The organism is Comamonas terrigena NBRC 13299 (assembly GCF_006740045.1).
In the GTDB taxonomy this organism is placed as follows: Bacteria; Pseudomonadota; Gammaproteobacteria; order Burkholderiales; family Burkholderiaceae_C; genus Comamonas; species Comamonas terrigena.
Window position 1 is genome coordinate 2,981,244 of record NZ_AP019749.1, and the last position, 13,493, is coordinate 2,994,736.

Here is a 13,493-nt window from a genome sequence, read left to right on the forward strand (position 1 = left end):
ACAGTGTGCAAGGCGGCGCTGTCGCCCACCTTGCACACCGGGTGCATCAGCTTTCCTGGGCGTTGGGCAGCGACAGGCGGGAAGTGTCTTCCTGCTCCTCTTCGCCGCCGCGGTTGCGGCCTTCGTTCAGCGCCGTCACCTCGGCACTGGAGATGTCGCCGGTGATGTAGACGCCGTCGAAGCACGACGCCTCGAAGCCCTTGACCGCCGGGTTGATCTTGCCCACGGCCTGCTTCATGGCGTCCACGTCCTGGTAGATCAGCGCATCGCAGCCGATCACCTGGCGGATCTCTTCCACGGTGCGGTCGCTGGCCACCAGCTCGGAGCGGGTGGGCATGTCGATGCCGTACACATTGGGGTAGCGCACAGGGGGTGCAGCGGAAGCCAGGTAGACCTTGTTGGCGCCGGCGTCGCGTGCCATCTGCACGATTTCCTTGGAGGTGGTCCCGCGCACGATGGAGTCATCCACCAGCAGCACATTGCGGCCCTTGAACTCGCTGCCGATGGCATTGAGCTTCTGACGCACCGACTTCTTGCGCGCGCCCTGACCCGGCATGATGAAGGTGCGGCCCACGTAGCGGTTCTTCACAAACCCTTCGCGGTAGGGAATGCCCAGCAGCTGCGCCAGCTGCATGGCGCTGGGGCGGCTGGATTCGGGGATCGGGATGATGGCGTCGATCTCGCTGGGCGGCACCGTGGAGATCACGCGCTTGGCCAGCGTCTCGCCCATGTTCAGGCGGGCCTGGTAGACCGAGATGCCGTCCATGGTGGAGTCCGGGCGGGCCAGGTACACGTACTCGAACACGCAGGGGTGCAGCTCGCTCTTGGCGGCGCATTGCTCGCTGTGCACGGTGCCGTCGTTGCTGATGAACACGGCTTCGCCCGGCGCCACATCGCGTTCGAACTGGTGCAGCGTGCCTTCCAGTGCCACGGATTCGCTGGCCAGCATGTGCGTGCCGTCCGCGCCCTTGCCGATGCACAGGGGGCGGATGCCATAGGGGTCGCGGAAGGCCAGCAGGCCGTAGCCGGCGATCAGCGCGATCACGGCGTACGAGCCCTTGAGGCGCAGGTGCACGGCACGCACGGCCTTGAAGATGTCTTCGGTCTTCAGCGGTGCGCCGCTGGAGGCACGGCCGATTTCGTGCGCCAGCACGTTCAGCAGCACTTCCGAGTCGCTCTCGGTGTTGGTGTGGCGATGGTCGGTCTCGGCCAGCTCGTTGCGCAGCTGCTTGGCGTTGGTGAGGTTGCCGTTGTGCACCATCACGATACCAAAGGGCGCGTTCACGTAGAAGGGCTGGGCCTCTTCTTCGCTGGAGGCGTTGCCCGCCGTGGGGTAGCGGACTTGGCCCAGGCCCACCGAGCCGGGCAGCGCACGCATGTTGCGGGTGCGGAACACGTCCTTCACCATGCCCTTGGCCTTGTGCATGAAGAACTTGCGTTCCTGCTGCGTGACAATGCCGGCGGCATCCTGCCCGCGGTGCTGCAGCAGCAGCAGGGCGTCATAGATCAGTTGATTCACGGGCGCGGTGCTGACCACGCCGACGATTCCACACATATTGCGTTTCCATCATGGCAGGACTGGGTCCTGCGTGTTTATGCGGGGCGGCTTGCGCTGCCCCGCGACCTTCTCAACTCTTGCTACACCGGGGCCGTCAGGTACTTGCCCAGCTCTTGCGGCAGCGACGGCACCAGCGTGCGCGCCAGATCGGCCAGCTGCGGCCCTGCCCACGACTGGACCCACCAGTCCTGCTGGTGCAGCGGGGTGTTCACCACCACCAGCGTGACCACCAGCACCAGCACCATGCCGCGCAGCACGCCGAACAGCGCGCCCAGTGTGCGGTCGACCGGGCGCAAGCCCACGACCTCGATCAGTTTCTTGGCCAGGGCGCTCAGCAGCCCCCAGGCGAACACCGCCACCACAAAGACGGCGACAAATCCTGCGGCATAGCGCACCGTGGGGTCAAAGCCATCCACGGGCAGCCAGGCACCGACATCGCCTGCGAACAGGCGGGCAATCCAGAAGGCTGCGACCCAGCCCACCAGCGAAAACAATTCATACACCAGACCGCGCCACGCTCCCAGCATCAGGGAGGCGCAGCACACCACCAGCAAAACCGCGTCCAAGGTTGCCATGCGTCGCTATCGGCCCGCCATCAACCGGGCTGCACCGACGCCGGCAGACCCAGTGCCTTGATGCGGGATGCGGCCTTGTCCGCCTCGGCACGGCCGTTGAACGGTCCCACGCGCACACGCGTTACTTTGCCAGCGGCTGCATTCACAGTCTGGGTGTAGGCCTTCAGACCGGCACCGGCCAGCTTCTGGCGCACCTCGTTGGCCTTGTCGACATCGCCGAAGGCGCCGACCTGCACGATGAACTTGCCTTCCTGCTTGGCCGCCGCTTCGGGCTTGGCCGCAGCGGTGGATGCAGGGCGCCCTTCGAGCAGCGCACGGGCACGCTCGGCGTCGTCGTCGCGCGATTTCTTGGGTTCGGGCTTGGCCTCGACCTTGGGCTCCGGCTTGTGCTCCACCTTGGGCTCGGGCTTCTTCACCTCGGGTTTGGGCTCGGGCTTGGGTTCCGGCTTCTTCACCTCGGGCTTGGGTTCGGGTTTCGGCTCCGGCTTGGGTTCGGGCTTGGGCACCAGCTGGGGCTGCGGCGGCACCGGCACGGCCGGCGCAAACACTTCCTCGCCCGCTCCCAGGCTGTTTTCCGTGCGCACGGGCGCGGTGGGCTCAGGCGCTGGCGCGGCCGGCGCGGTGGCGCGCGGATTGGCCGCCATGGTCGTGTGCTCGCCGGGCACCACCATCGGGGCGACCTGGTTGCGATCCGGGATTTCGATGGGCACGTCCACCGCGATCGGGCGCGGCTGGGTGTCAAACAGCAGGGGGAAGCCCACCACACCGACCAGCACCAGCACCGCCGCGCCGATCAGGCGGTGGCGCGCACGGCGGCGCAGCGATTCGACGCTGTCCCCCTGTGCATTGCGGGATGAGCGCCGGGAAGATGGCTGTTCTGCCTCTTCTTTCTGGCCGGGCCAGCGGAACTTGAAAAATGCCATGGAGTGCGATGCGTGTGGGCCGTTGGAGGACGTCAGGCTTCCAGGTGCTTGGCGCCCAGTCGGGGAATGCCATGCTGCAGCACACCACCCACCGTATAGAACGAGCCAAAGACCACGATTCTATCAGCCGGCTCCGCCGCAGCGACGGCCGCCTGCAGCGCGGCCTCTGGGTTGGCGTGCAGGCTGGTACTGACTTGCCGCTGGCCGCCGGCAACCATCTGCACCGCATTCCATTTGGCCTGCAGGCTGGCGGCGGTCTCTGCCCGGGGGGTGGGCAGGTCGGTGAAGTACCAGCGGTCGATCAGCGGACCGACCTTGGCCAGCATGGGTGCCAGGTCCTTGTCCGCCATGGCGCCAAAGACCGCATGCGTGGTGGGGAAGTAGCCCATGGCATCCAGATTGGCGGTCAGCGCCGCCACCGAATGCGGGTTGTGCGCCACGTCCAGCACCAGCGTGGGCTGGCCGGGCACGATCTGGAAGCGCCCCGGCAGCTCGACCATGGCCAGCCCGGTGCGCACCGCCTGGGCGGTGACGGGCAGGCGGTCGCGGATGGCTTCGAATGCTGCCAGCACGCCCGAGGCGTTCATCAGCTGGTTGGCACCGCGCAGCGCCGGATAGGCCAGACCGGCATAGCGGCGGCCACGGCCGGCCCAGCCCCATTGCTGCTTGTCGCCGTCAAAGTTGAAGTCGCGGCCGAAGCGCCACAGCTCGGCACCGATGGCCTGGGCATGGTCCAGCACGCTTTGCGGCGGCACCGGGTCGCTCACCACCACCGGGCGGCCGGCGCGCATGATGCCGGCCTTTTCACGGCCGATGGTCTCGCGGTCGTTGCCCAGGATAGCGGCGTGGTCGATGTCCACGCTGGTGATGATGGCGCAGTCGGTGTCGATCACGTTGGTGGCATCCAGACGGCCGCCCAGCCCCACTTCCAGGATGGCGACATCCAGCCTGGCCAGGCTGAGCATGCGCAGGATGGCCAGCGTGGTGAATTCAAAATAGGTCAGCAGCACTTCTTCGCCCTGCAGGCGGGCGGCCTCGACGGCGGCGAAGTGCGGCAGAAAGTCGTCGGCCAGCGCGATTTCGCCGTGGATGCGGCAGCGCTCTTCAAAGTGCACCAGGTGGGGCGAGGTGTAGACCCCGGGCCGATAGCCGGACTGCAGGGCCACGGCTTCCAGCATGGCACAGGTGGAGCCTTTGCCATTGGTGCCGGCCACGGTGATGACCGGGCAGTCGAAGCGCAACTCCATGCGGCGCGCGACTTCCTGTACGCGCTCCAGGCCCATGGCGATGGATTGGGGATGAATCTGCTCGCAATGGGCGAGCCACTCGGTCAAGGTGTTCGGGGTGGTGTGCATACGAGGCTTTATTGTCGCCCACCCTCCGTATCCCTGATGATGGAGGGCATGAGTACCACGACCATTCTTTACGGCATTCCCAATTGCGACACCGTCAAAAAGGCCCGCGCCTGGCTGACCGAGCAAGGCATTGCCTATAGTTTTCACGATTTCAAGAAGCAAGGCGTGCCCGCCGACCACCTGCCGCGCTGGCTGCAGGCCGTGGGCTGGGAAAAGCTGGTCAACCGCCAGGGCACCACCTGGCGCAAGCTGGATGCGGCCGTGCAGGCCGCGGTGCAGGACGATGCCAGCGCCACCCGGCTGGTGCTGGACAACGCCAGCGTGATCAAGCGCCCCGTGGTGGAATGGGCAGACGGCCGCACCACCGTGGGCTTCAAGGCGGAAGATTGGGCTGCCGCCCTGGGCCGCTGACCAGGGTCCGGCGCCCGTGGCCCGGTGCACCCGCCCCCGGTACCGTGCGGCCGGGGCGCACGGGAACTTTGCGGGCTGCGCCCCACCCTAACGGGGGAAAGGGCATGCAGGCAAAGGAGCATGCGCATGGGCATGGGTATAGCCCTGTGGGCAGCATAGACCGCCGCCGCCCGGGCGCACAGCAGCCCGGTTGCACACCCTCACACGGGCTTTGCGCAACTTTACCCCGGCCCGGGCGAGCGTTCACACACCGGGTCTAGACTGCAAGGCATGGGACAGCGCAAGCAGCGCCCATGTCAACACGGGGCTGACGCCCTGCGTTGTAGAGAGCCAAGGCAGCCGGTCTCCGGAGCGCCGTGGCACACAGATTGGACAAGGAGCATTCCATGAGGATCACACATTGGCTGACTTGGGGCACGCTGGCCGCCGCGGCAGGCCTGGCCTGCGGCACTGCCAACGCCCAGGAACGTGGCCGCGTGCTGCAATCCGTCCCCGTGGTGCAGCAGGTGGGCATACCGCAGCAGGTCTGCGGCGATGAACCCGTCTACCGCGGCCAGCAGACGTCGGGCGCCGGCGCCGTGATCGGCGCGCTGGTGGGCGGCGTGGCCGGCAATGCCCTGGGCACAGGCGGTCACTATGGCCGCCACGGCCAGTACTACGGCTCCAACCGGGGCGCCACCACGGTCATCGGCGCGGTGGCCGGCGGCCTGATCGGCAACCAGGTGGAAGGCATGAACGGCGGCACGCCGGCCTACCAGACCGTGCGCCGCTGCACCAACGAGACGGTGTACGAAAACCGCACCGTGGGCTACGACGTGACCTATGAATACGCCGGCCGCCGCTACACCGCCCGCATGGACCATGATCCCGGCCGCTGGGTGCCGGTGCAGGTACAGCCCCGGGGCAGCTACAGCAGCTCGTCGGTGACCGGCAGCGGCTTTGTCGGCCCCAGCGGCACCTACAGCTCGGCCCCGGCCGGCGTGACGGTGACCGAGAGCATCACCTACGAAGCGCCGCAGTCCAACATCCCCATCGTGGTGGATGTGAATGTGGACCCGCGCTATCCGGGCTACCCCGCCTACCCGCCCTATCCGGGCCGCCCCCAGCCGCGCGGCTACGGTTACGGCTACTGAGCCACAGGGCAGGCGCACAACACTCCATTGCAGCCGCCTTTGCACTGCACAAAGCCCTCATCCAGCCCCTGCTTCCCGGCAGGGGCTTTTTCTTGTGCGCCCCTTCGCGCCCGTCCAGCGTTGCGCTGGCCTAAAATGGCCGGTTTCGACCACCTTTGTCGCACCGCGCGCATTACTCCATGAGCACCGACCAATTCTCCGGCGTCACCCTGACCACCAAGGCCAATGTCTACTTTGACGGCAAATGCGTGAGCCACAGCTTCACCCTGGCCGACGGCACCAAGAAGTCCGTCGGTGTGGTGCTGCCCGCCACGCTGACCTTTGGTACGGCCGCCGCCGAGATCATGGAATGCGTGGGCGGTGCCTGCGAGTACAAGCTGGACGGCAGCGATGAATGGAAGAAGTCCGTGGCGGGCGAGAGCTTCCACATCCCTGCGAACTCCAAGTTCGACATCCGTGTGGACGAGGCCTACCACTACATCTGCCACTACGCCTGAGCGCCGGGGGCGGCATTGCGACGCCCCTGCGATCGCCACAGCCGGTCGTTGCACCCGTTTTTGGCCGCTGGCACGCTGAGAGCCCCGGGCTCGCCGCGCGCACCAGCAGCTGTCTTTTGATTGAGAAGCACACCATGGAAACCATCCTGCAAAACGTTCCCGTCGGCCAGAAGGTCGGCATTGCCTTCTCCGGTGGCCTGGACACCTCGGCCGCCCTGCGCTGGATGAAGAACAAGGGCGCCCTGCCCTACGCCTACACCGCCAACCTGGGCCAGCCCGACGAAGAGGACTACGACGCCATCCCCCGCAAGGCGATGGAATACGGCGCCGAAAAGGCCCGCCTGATCGACTGCCGCACCCAGCTGGCCAACGAAGGCATTGCCGCCATCCAGGCCGGCGCCTTCCACATCAGCACCGGTGGCATCACCTACTTCAACACCACCCCGCTGGGCCGCGCCGTGACCGGCACCATGCTGGTGGCCGCCATGAAGGAAGACGACGTCAACATCTGGGGTGACGGTTCGACCTTCAAGGGCAATGACATCGAGCGTTTCTACCGCTACGGTCTGCTGACCAACCCGGCGCTGAAGATCTACAAGCCCTGGCTGGACAACGCCTTCATCAACGAGCTGGGCGGCCGCACCGAAATGTCGGAATTCCTGATCAAGGAAGGCTTCGGCTACAAGATGTCGGTCGAAAAGGCCTACTCCACCGACTCCAACATGCTGGGCGCCACCCACGAAGCCAAGGATCTGGAGCAGCTGAGCAGCGGCATCCGCATCGTGAACCCCATCATGGGCGTGGCGTTCTGGAAGCCGGAAGTCGAAGTGAAGGCCGAGGAAGTGTCGGTCACCTTCGAAGAAGGCCGCCCCGTGGCTCTGAACGGCCAGCGCTTTGACGACCCCGTGGCCCTGTTCCTGGAAGCCAACCGCATCGGCGGCCGCCACGGCCTGGGCATGAGCGACCAGATCGAGAACCGCATCATCGAAGCCAAGAGCCGCGGCATCTACGAAGCCCCCGGCATGGCCCTGCTGCACATCGCCTACGAGCGCCTGGTGACCGGCATCCACAACGAAGACACCATCGAGCAGTACCGTGTGAACGGCCTGAAGCTGGGCCGTCTGCTGTACCAGGGCCGCTGGTTCGACCCCCAGGCCATCATGCTGCGCGAAGCCGCACAGCGCTGGGTGGCCCGCGCCATCACCGGCACCGTGACGCTGGAGCTGCGCCGCGGCAATGACTACTCCATCCTGAACACCGAATCCTCCAACCTGACCTACGCGCCCGAGCGCCTGTCGATGGAGAAGGTGGAAGACGCGCCGTTCAGCCCGGTGGACCGCATCGGCCAGCTGACCATGCGCAACCTGGACCTGATCGACACCCGCGACAAGCTGGCCATCTACGCCAAGGCCGGCCTGCTGAGCGTGAGCAGCACCAGCGCCCTGCCCCAGCTGGGCGGCGACAAGAAGTAAGTTCTGCCAGCCCTGGTCCGAAAAATCAGGGTTTACACGGAAGCCGCTGCCTCTGCAGCGGCTTTTTTTATGAGCATTCAATGCCTGTGCAGCCTTGATCTCCCACAGGTTTGTCGTTGAAATGCCGCAAAACCGTACACAGGCCGCTACCAAAACGAAGAGTTACCCCGTGCACCCTGGCAGCGGCTACAGTGGCAACCAACGTAATTGCGCAAAGGAGCGCTGATGTCCCGTTCTACCCGCCGCTGGAGCCAACCGGCCCTGTTCATCCTGGCCGCTGCCCTGGCAGCCCCTGCTTTTGCCGCCGATCCGGCCCCTGCCGCAGCGCCCGCCCCGGCCGACGCTGCTGCACCGCAACAGCAACAGCAGCAAGCCCCCAAGCCCAATCCCGCCGCAGAAAAGGCGCTGGGCCAACGCTTCCAGTCCATCTTTGCCGCCTTCGAAGGCAAGGCCGCCCTGCCGGACAGCAAGAGCTTCTCCGAAGAGTTCAACAAGCAGGTCACGCCCGAGCAGATGAAGGAAGTGCTGCAACAGGTGCACCAGAGCGTGGGCGCCTGCCGCGTGGCCGCCCAGATGCGCGTGCCCACCTCCTACGCCTCCGGCTACCTGCTGCAGTGCGACAAGGCTTTTGTGCCCATGGACATCGCCGTGGAAGAAAAAGCCCCTTACCGCATCCACAGCCTGCTGATCCGCCCCGGCTACTGGAAGAAGTAAGCCGCGCGCACGCTGCACGCCTGGTGCGTGCAGCCGCCACCCCCGAAGCCGCCTGGCCCGTGCCGGCGGCTTTTTTCATGGGCCCATGGGCGATGGCCCCGGGCTGCCGGCCCGGTATTCCGCCCAGCATTGGGTCCGGCATTTCGCTCGGCATTCGCTCCACCTGTTTCTCTGGTTCGCTTTCGCGCGAAAGTGTGCGTTTTGGCACATACACACGGGCCCTGCGCGCTCGACACTGCAGCCATGCATGGAGGCCTCCCACGCATGTTGACCACCAGAACCGGAGAACCCTTATGCCATCCCCTCGCACCATCCTGACCCTGTCCCTGCTGGCCTGTGCTGCCGGCACCGCCTTTGCCGGCGGCCCTGCCGGTGAAGGCAGCGATTGGCCTCCGCTGCCCCAGGGCGGCACACCGCTGAGCCGCGCCCAGGTGCAGGCCGACACCCAGGCAGCACGCGACCATGGAACCCTGGCCATGCAGGGCGATCAGATGTACATCGCCCCCAGCGCAGCCAGCCACTTGGACCGCGCCACGGTGCGCGCCGAAGCGGCCCAGGCGCTGCGCGCTGGCCTGATCCCCAGCGGCGATGCCAGCACCTCGGTCCACTGACACCGTGCCGGTGGCGGGGGCCGTGCAGCCCACGGCCTGCACCACCGGCACGCCTTTGAGTCCATTCAGATCTTTCAGGTCTTTCCTTGCCTGCGCGCCCACGGCACGCGGGCTGGTCCCCATGCAGCCGTCGACCCCACGCTCCGGACTGGCCTTGCAGTCCATCGAACTGTTCCGCGGCCTCAGCCCCGCCTGCCTGCAGCACATTGCCAACCGCTGCGCATGGTGGGTGCTGGAGCCCCACACCCAGCTGCTGCAGAACCAGCAGGTGGCGTTTGTCTGCTCCGGCAGCCTGCGCATTGCCACCTACTCCGCCAATGGCAAGGAGGTGTCGTTCAGCGAACGCGGCGCGGGGTCGCACATCGGGGATATTGCCGCGCTGGAAGGCCACACCGGCACGGCCTTCGGCACCACGCTGGAGCCCACGGTGCTGGCCACGCTGGACCGCCATGCCTTCACGGAGCTGCTGCACCAGGAGCCCTTGCTGGCCCACCGGGTGATCCATTCGCTCACCGCCCGCATCCGGCGCCTGAGCGAGCGGGTGGTGCAGCTGAGCACCCTGGGCGCGCCCGCCCGCCTGCATGCCGAGCTGCTGCGCCTGTGCGAGGCCGCCGGCATCGACGCGCAGGGGCAGGCCCATCTGCAGCCCCTGCCCTCGCACGCCATCCTGGCCAGCATGATCGGGGCCAACCGTGAGCAGGTGACCCGCGCCCTGAATGCACTGGCCAAACAAGGCCTGGTGCGCAAGACCGGGGCGCACAGCCTGAGCGTGCTGGATGTGGCCGCGCTGCGCCGCCGGGTAATGGCGGGCGAATAAGGCAGCCGGCCCGGCCCCGGCAGAACGCGGGGTCAGGCCAGTGGAGTCCAGTTCAGGTCAGCTCAGGGGCATGCCCTACACACTGCGCGGCGGCCTGGAGACCTGGAAACCGCCCGCGCTTACACCACCACCGGCTCGGGTTCCAGGCGGATGCCGAAGCGTTCGTAGACGCTGGTCTGGATGGCGCTGGCCAGGGTCATCACCTCGCCGCCGGTCACGTTGACGCCGCCGGTGCCGCGGTTGACCAGCACCAGGGCCTGCTTGTCGTACACGCCGGCATGGCCCAGGGACTTGCCCTTCCAGCCGCAGGCATCGATCATCCAGCCGGCCGCCAGCTTGATGCTGCCGTCGTCCATGGGGTAGTGCACGATCTTGGGCTCGCGCGCCAGGATGTCGCGGCACTGGTCTTCGCTGACCGTGGGGTTCTTGAAGAAGCTGCCGGCGTTGCCGATGACGGCCGGATCGGGCAGCTTGGCACGGCGGATGGCGCAGACCCAGTCGAAGATCTGCTGCGCCGTGGGCTGTTCCACCCCTTCTTCCTGCTGGCGGCGCTGCAGGTCCAGGTAGCTCAGCTCGGGCTTCCAGGGCTTGGGCAGGGCCAGGCGCACGGTGGTGATCACGGCGCAGCCCGCCAGCCCCATGCCCAGGCCGTTGCTGCTGGGCGCATGCTTGAAGACCGAGTCGCGGTAGCCGAAGGCGCACTGCCCGGCATCCAGCGAGAACACGGCGCCGCTGCGCAGGTCCACGGCGTCCAGCGAATGGAAGCGGTCCTGCAGCTCGATGCCGTAGGCACCGATGTTCTGCACCGGCGCCGCACCCACGGTGCCGGGCACCAGAGCCAGGTTTTCCAGCCCGGGATAGCCGTGGGCCACGGTCCAGGCCACCACATCGTGCCAGCGCTCGCCGGCGCCGGCTTCCACGATCCAGTGGCGCTCGGTCTCTTCCAGCAGGCGGATGCCCGGGATTTCCACCTTCACCACGACCGCGCGCACCACATCCCCGGTCAGCACGATATTGCTGCCGCCGCCCAGCACAAAACTGCGCCGCCCGCGGTAGACGGGACTGGCGGCAAAATCCTGGACATCGGCCACACTGCGCACACGCACCAGCGTGTCGGCACTGGCCACGATGCCAAAGGTGTTGCAGTCCTGCAGGGGGGTGTTTTTCTCGACTAACATCCCTGCAATTGTCGCACCGCCGCATGCCGCCCATGGCGCCGCCGGCGGATGGCCCCGTGAACCCCATTCAAGGAAAGAGTGACCCCATGCCTTCTTTTGACACCGTGCTGGAAGCCGACTTCGTCGAAGTCAAGAACGCCGTCGAAAACGCCTCCAAGGAAATTGGCACCCGTTTTGACTTCAAAGGCACATCGGCTGCCGTGGAACTGAAAGACAAGGAAATCACCATGTACGGTGATGCCGAGTTCCAGCTGCAACAGGTGGAGGACCTGCTGCGCAACAAGCTCACCAAGCGCAATGTGGACGTGCGCTTCCTGGACATCGAAAAGCCCCAGAAGGTGGGCGGCGACAAGGTCAAGCAGGTCGTCAAGATCAAGAACGGCATCGAGTCCGAGCTGGCCAAGAAGCTGCAGAAGCTGATCAAGGACAGCAAGATGAAGGTGCAGGCCTCCATCCAGGGCGAGAGCGTGCGCATCACCGGCGCCAAGCGCGACGATCTGCAGGCCGCCATGGCGCTGATCCGCAAGGACCTGGCGGACCACCCGCTGTCGTTCAACAACTTCCGCGACTGACACCCCGGTCCCTGACGGCGTCAGCGCCGGGGTGGCTGCCTCAGGGCGGGGCCAGCAACTGCCCAAGCGCTGCCGGCAGTTCCGGGTGGCGCCAGGAAAAGCCCGCTTCCCGGGCGCGCTGCGGCACCAGCCGCTGGCCGCCGAGCACCAGCACCGACATCTCCCCCAGCGCCAGACGCAGCGCCCAGGCCGGCACAGGCAGCAAGGCCGGGCGGCCCAGCGTCCGCGCAAGGATCCGGGTGAATTCGGCATTGCGCACCACCTGCGGCGCGCAGGCGTTGTAGGGGCCGCTGCAGGTGTCGCTGTGCAGCAGGTGGTCGATGAGGGCCACCTGGTCCTCGATGTGTATCCACGGCATCCACTGCCGGCCGTTGCCCAGCGTCCCCCCCAGCCCCAGCCGGAACGGGGGCAGCAGGCGCGCCAGCACGCCTGCGTGGGGCGCAAGCACGGGTGCCGTGCGCAACAGCACAACCCGCGCACCCGACTGGCGCGCGCGCTCCGCCTCCTGCTCCCACGCCATACACAGGCGGCTGCCGAAGTCCGTACGACCCGGCATGCTGTCTTCGGACAGCCATTGCTCCCCGCCGTCGCCGTACCAGCCCGTGGCAGAGCCCGAGATCAGCACCGGCGGCACCGTGGTCTGGCGCCCCATCCAGTCCACCAGGGTGCGCGTCAGGTCCACGCGGCTGCGCCACAGCAGGTCGCGCCTTGGCGCAGTCCAGCGATGGCTTGCAATGGGGGCGCCTGCCAGGTTGACGACGGCGTCCACTGGCGGTCTGCCATCCAGCGCCTCCAGCCTCGCGATGCCCTGTGCGCCGCTGCACAGCGCCGGCACCTGCTGCGGGTTGCGGCTCCAGACCCAGAGCTCATGGCCTTGGCGTTGCCAGTGCCGGCACAGGGCCTGCCCAATCAGGCCGGTGCCGCCAGTCAATAGGATACGCATGGTGTTCTCCTTGGTGGACAGTGGCGAAGACCTTACCAGGGAAGGCACTGGCCATCGTAGGCCCAGAAGCCGCCGCTGTCTTCGGGTTGCAGGCCGTCCAGCAGCACCAGCAGGTCATGTGCGGCCTCTGCGGGCGGACGACCGATCTGCGCCCCGCGAAACGGGGCCGACAGGGCCGAGTCCACGGTGCCGGGGTGCAGCGCGGCCAGCACGGCCTGGGGACGCGTGCGGGCGACCTCGATCGATGCGGTCTTGAGCAGCATGTTCAGCGCTGCCTTGGAGGCGCGGTAGCTGTACCAGCCACCCAGCCGGTTGTCGCCGATGCTGCCCACCTTGGCCGACAGCACTGCAAACAGGCTGCGCTCGCCGCGCGCCAGCAGGGGCGCGAAATGGGCCAGCACCAAGGCTGGGCCGATGGTGTTGGTGGCAAAGCTGGCCGCCAGGTGCGCAGCGTTGAGGTCGGCCAGGCGTTTCTCGGGGCCGCCTGTCGGACCGCAGAGCATGCCGGTGGCCAGCACAATCAGGTGCCAGGGCCCGCGATGCGCCAATGCCTGCGCGGCGCTGGCGATGCTGCGCCCGGCGTCCAGGTCGACCGCCGGATCGCTGTGGCGGCTGAGCGCACACACCTCGGCGCAGCGTGGATCGGCGCTCAGCTGCGCAGCCATGGCGCCGCCGATGGCACCGGAGGCTCCGATCACAATGGCACGGTAGGCAGTGGGAAGCGATTGCATGGC

At 67.0% G+C, this 13,493-nt stretch carries 15 protein-coding genes; 8 read left to right on the forward strand and 7 right to left on the reverse strand.

The window, feature by feature from the left end; all coding sequences use genetic code 11:
* Nucleotides 1-46 precede the first annotated feature (46 nt).
* The 4 genes from purF to folC all read right to left on the reverse strand — a co-directional run bounded on the left by purF (nt 47) and on the right by folC (nt 4,411).
* On the reverse strand, nt 47-1,555 hold the full coding sequence (gene purF, locus CT3_RS13495; RefSeq protein WP_066533392.1) for an amidophosphoribosyltransferase: 1,509 nt from the start codon (nt 1,553-1,555) through the stop codon (nt 47-49).
* 83 nt (nt 1,556-1,638) lie between these two features.
* Nucleotides 1,639-2,133 carry a CvpA family protein gene (locus CT3_RS13500; RefSeq protein ID WP_066533394.1) on the reverse strand — a complete coding sequence of 165 codons (495 nt, stop codon included), beginning with the start codon at nt 2,131-2,133 and terminating at the stop codon, nt 1,639-1,641.
* 20 nt (nt 2,134-2,153) lie between these two features.
* Nucleotides 2,154-3,056 carry an SPOR domain-containing protein gene (locus CT3_RS13505; protein WP_066533396.1) on the reverse strand — a complete coding sequence of 301 codons (903 nt, stop codon included), beginning with the start codon at nt 3,054-3,056 and terminating at the stop codon, nt 2,154-2,156.
* Nucleotides 3,057-3,088: 32 nt separating this feature from the next.
* Nucleotides 3,089-4,411 (reverse strand): bifunctional tetrahydrofolate synthase/dihydrofolate synthase, encoded by a 1,323-nt coding sequence (gene folC / locus CT3_RS13510; protein WP_066533399.1) that lies wholly within the window; start codon nt 4,409-4,411, stop codon nt 3,089-3,091.
* A gap of 48 nt (nt 4,412-4,459) precedes the next feature.
* Between folC and CT3_RS13515 the strand changes: the two genes are divergently transcribed.
* From CT3_RS13515 to CT3_RS13545, 7 genes are all read left to right on the forward strand, one after another.
* Nucleotides 4,460-4,822, forward strand: a complete 363-nt coding sequence (locus CT3_RS13515; RefSeq protein ID WP_066533962.1) for an ArsC family reductase — start codon at nt 4,460-4,462, stop codon at nt 4,820-4,822.
* 386 nt (nt 4,823-5,208) lie between these two features.
* Complete coding sequence (locus CT3_RS13520; RefSeq protein WP_066533400.1) at nt 5,209-5,955, forward strand: glycine zipper 2TM domain-containing protein; 747 nt, start codon at nt 5,209-5,211, stop codon at nt 5,953-5,955.
* 179 nt (nt 5,956-6,134) lie between these two features.
* Complete coding sequence (gene ppnP, locus CT3_RS13525; protein WP_066533965.1) at nt 6,135-6,452, forward strand: pyrimidine/purine nucleoside phosphorylase; 318 nt, start codon at nt 6,135-6,137, stop codon at nt 6,450-6,452.
* A 134-nt stretch (nt 6,453-6,586) separates the two neighbouring features.
* Nucleotides 6,587-7,924 (forward strand): argininosuccinate synthase, encoded by a 1,338-nt coding sequence (gene argG, locus CT3_RS13530; protein ID WP_066533967.1) that lies wholly within the window; start codon nt 6,587-6,589, stop codon nt 7,922-7,924.
* A gap of 225 nt (nt 7,925-8,149) precedes the next feature.
* Entirely contained in the window at nt 8,150-8,638 is a 489-nt protein-coding gene (locus CT3_RS21410; protein WP_066533403.1) for a hypothetical protein, read from the forward strand.
* Between the two features lie 293 nt (nt 8,639-8,931).
* On the forward strand, nt 8,932-9,249 hold the full coding sequence (locus CT3_RS21415; RefSeq protein WP_066533405.1) for a DUF4148 domain-containing protein: 318 nt from the start codon (nt 8,932-8,934) through the stop codon (nt 9,247-9,249).
* Between the two features lie 121 nt (nt 9,250-9,370).
* On the forward strand, nt 9,371-10,066 hold the full coding sequence (locus CT3_RS13545; protein ID WP_066533411.1) for a Crp/Fnr family transcriptional regulator: 696 nt from the start codon (nt 9,371-9,373) through the stop codon (nt 10,064-10,066).
* A gap of 119 nt (nt 10,067-10,185) precedes the next feature.
* Here CT3_RS13545 and murB read toward each other — a convergent pair whose 3' ends face one another.
* A complete protein-coding gene (murB, locus tag CT3_RS13550) occupies nt 10,186-11,244 on the reverse strand; it encodes a UDP-N-acetylmuramate dehydrogenase (protein ID WP_066533413.1) in 1,059 nt (352 codons plus the stop codon).
* Nucleotides 11,245-11,330: 86 nt separating this feature from the next.
* On the opposite strand from murB, the gene CT3_RS13555 reads away from it, so the two are divergent.
* Nucleotides 11,331-11,816 (forward strand): YajQ family cyclic di-GMP-binding protein, encoded by a 486-nt coding sequence (locus tag CT3_RS13555; protein WP_066533969.1) that lies wholly within the window; start codon nt 11,331-11,333, stop codon nt 11,814-11,816.
* Nucleotides 11,817-11,856: 40 nt separating this feature from the next.
* On the opposite strand, the gene CT3_RS13560 is transcribed toward CT3_RS13555, so the two are convergent.
* Both CT3_RS13560 and CT3_RS13565 read right to left on the reverse strand, forming a co-directional pair.
* Complete coding sequence (locus CT3_RS13560; protein WP_066533415.1) at nt 11,857-12,759, reverse strand: TIGR01777 family oxidoreductase; 903 nt, start codon at nt 12,757-12,759, stop codon at nt 11,857-11,859.
* A gap of 32 nt (nt 12,760-12,791) precedes the next feature.
* A complete protein-coding gene (locus CT3_RS13565; protein WP_066533417.1) occupies nt 12,792-13,490 on the reverse strand; it encodes an SDR family NAD(P)-dependent oxidoreductase in 699 nt (232 codons plus the stop codon).
* Nucleotides 13,491-13,493 lie beyond the last annotated feature (3 nt).

Coding starts and splice junctions, on each gene's coding strand:
- purF (WP_066533392.1), bottom strand. CDS start 1,555: ATGTGTGGAATCGTCGGCGTGGTCAGCACCGCGCCCGTGAATCAACTG.
- CT3_RS13500 (WP_066533394.1), bottom strand. CDS start 2,133: ATGGCAACCTTGGACGCGGTTTTGCTGGTGGTGTGCTGCGCCTCCCTG.
- CT3_RS13505 (WP_066533396.1), bottom strand. CDS start 3,056: ATGGCATTTTTCAAGTTCCGCTGGCCCGGCCAGAAAGAAGAGGCAGAA.
- folC (WP_066533399.1), bottom strand. CDS start 4,411: ATGCACACCACCCCGAACACCTTGACCGAGTGGCTCGCCCATTGCGAG.
- CT3_RS13515 (WP_066533962.1), top strand. CDS start 4,460: ATGAGTACCACGACCATTCTTTACGGCATTCCCAATTGCGACACCGTC.
- CT3_RS13520 (WP_066533400.1), top strand. CDS start 5,209: ATGAGGATCACACATTGGCTGACTTGGGGCACGCTGGCCGCCGCGGCA.
- ppnP (WP_066533965.1), top strand. CDS start 6,135: ATGAGCACCGACCAATTCTCCGGCGTCACCCTGACCACCAAGGCCAAT.
- argG (WP_066533967.1), top strand. CDS start 6,587: ATGGAAACCATCCTGCAAAACGTTCCCGTCGGCCAGAAGGTCGGCATT.
- CT3_RS21410 (WP_066533403.1), top strand. CDS start 8,150: ATGTCCCGTTCTACCCGCCGCTGGAGCCAACCGGCCCTGTTCATCCTG.
- CT3_RS21415 (WP_066533405.1), top strand. CDS start 8,932: ATGCCATCCCCTCGCACCATCCTGACCCTGTCCCTGCTGGCCTGTGCT.
- CT3_RS13545 (WP_066533411.1), top strand. CDS start 9,371: ATGCAGCCGTCGACCCCACGCTCCGGACTGGCCTTGCAGTCCATCGAA.
- murB (WP_066533413.1), bottom strand. CDS start 11,244: ATGTTAGTCGAGAAAAACACCCCCCTGCAGGACTGCAACACCTTTGGC.
- CT3_RS13555 (WP_066533969.1), top strand. CDS start 11,331: ATGCCTTCTTTTGACACCGTGCTGGAAGCCGACTTCGTCGAAGTCAAG.
- CT3_RS13560 (WP_066533415.1), bottom strand. CDS start 12,759: ATGCGTATCCTATTGACTGGCGGCACCGGCCTGATTGGGCAGGCCCTG.
- CT3_RS13565 (WP_066533417.1), bottom strand. CDS start 13,490: ATGCAATCGCTTCCCACTGCCTACCGTGCCATTGTGATCGGAGCCTCC.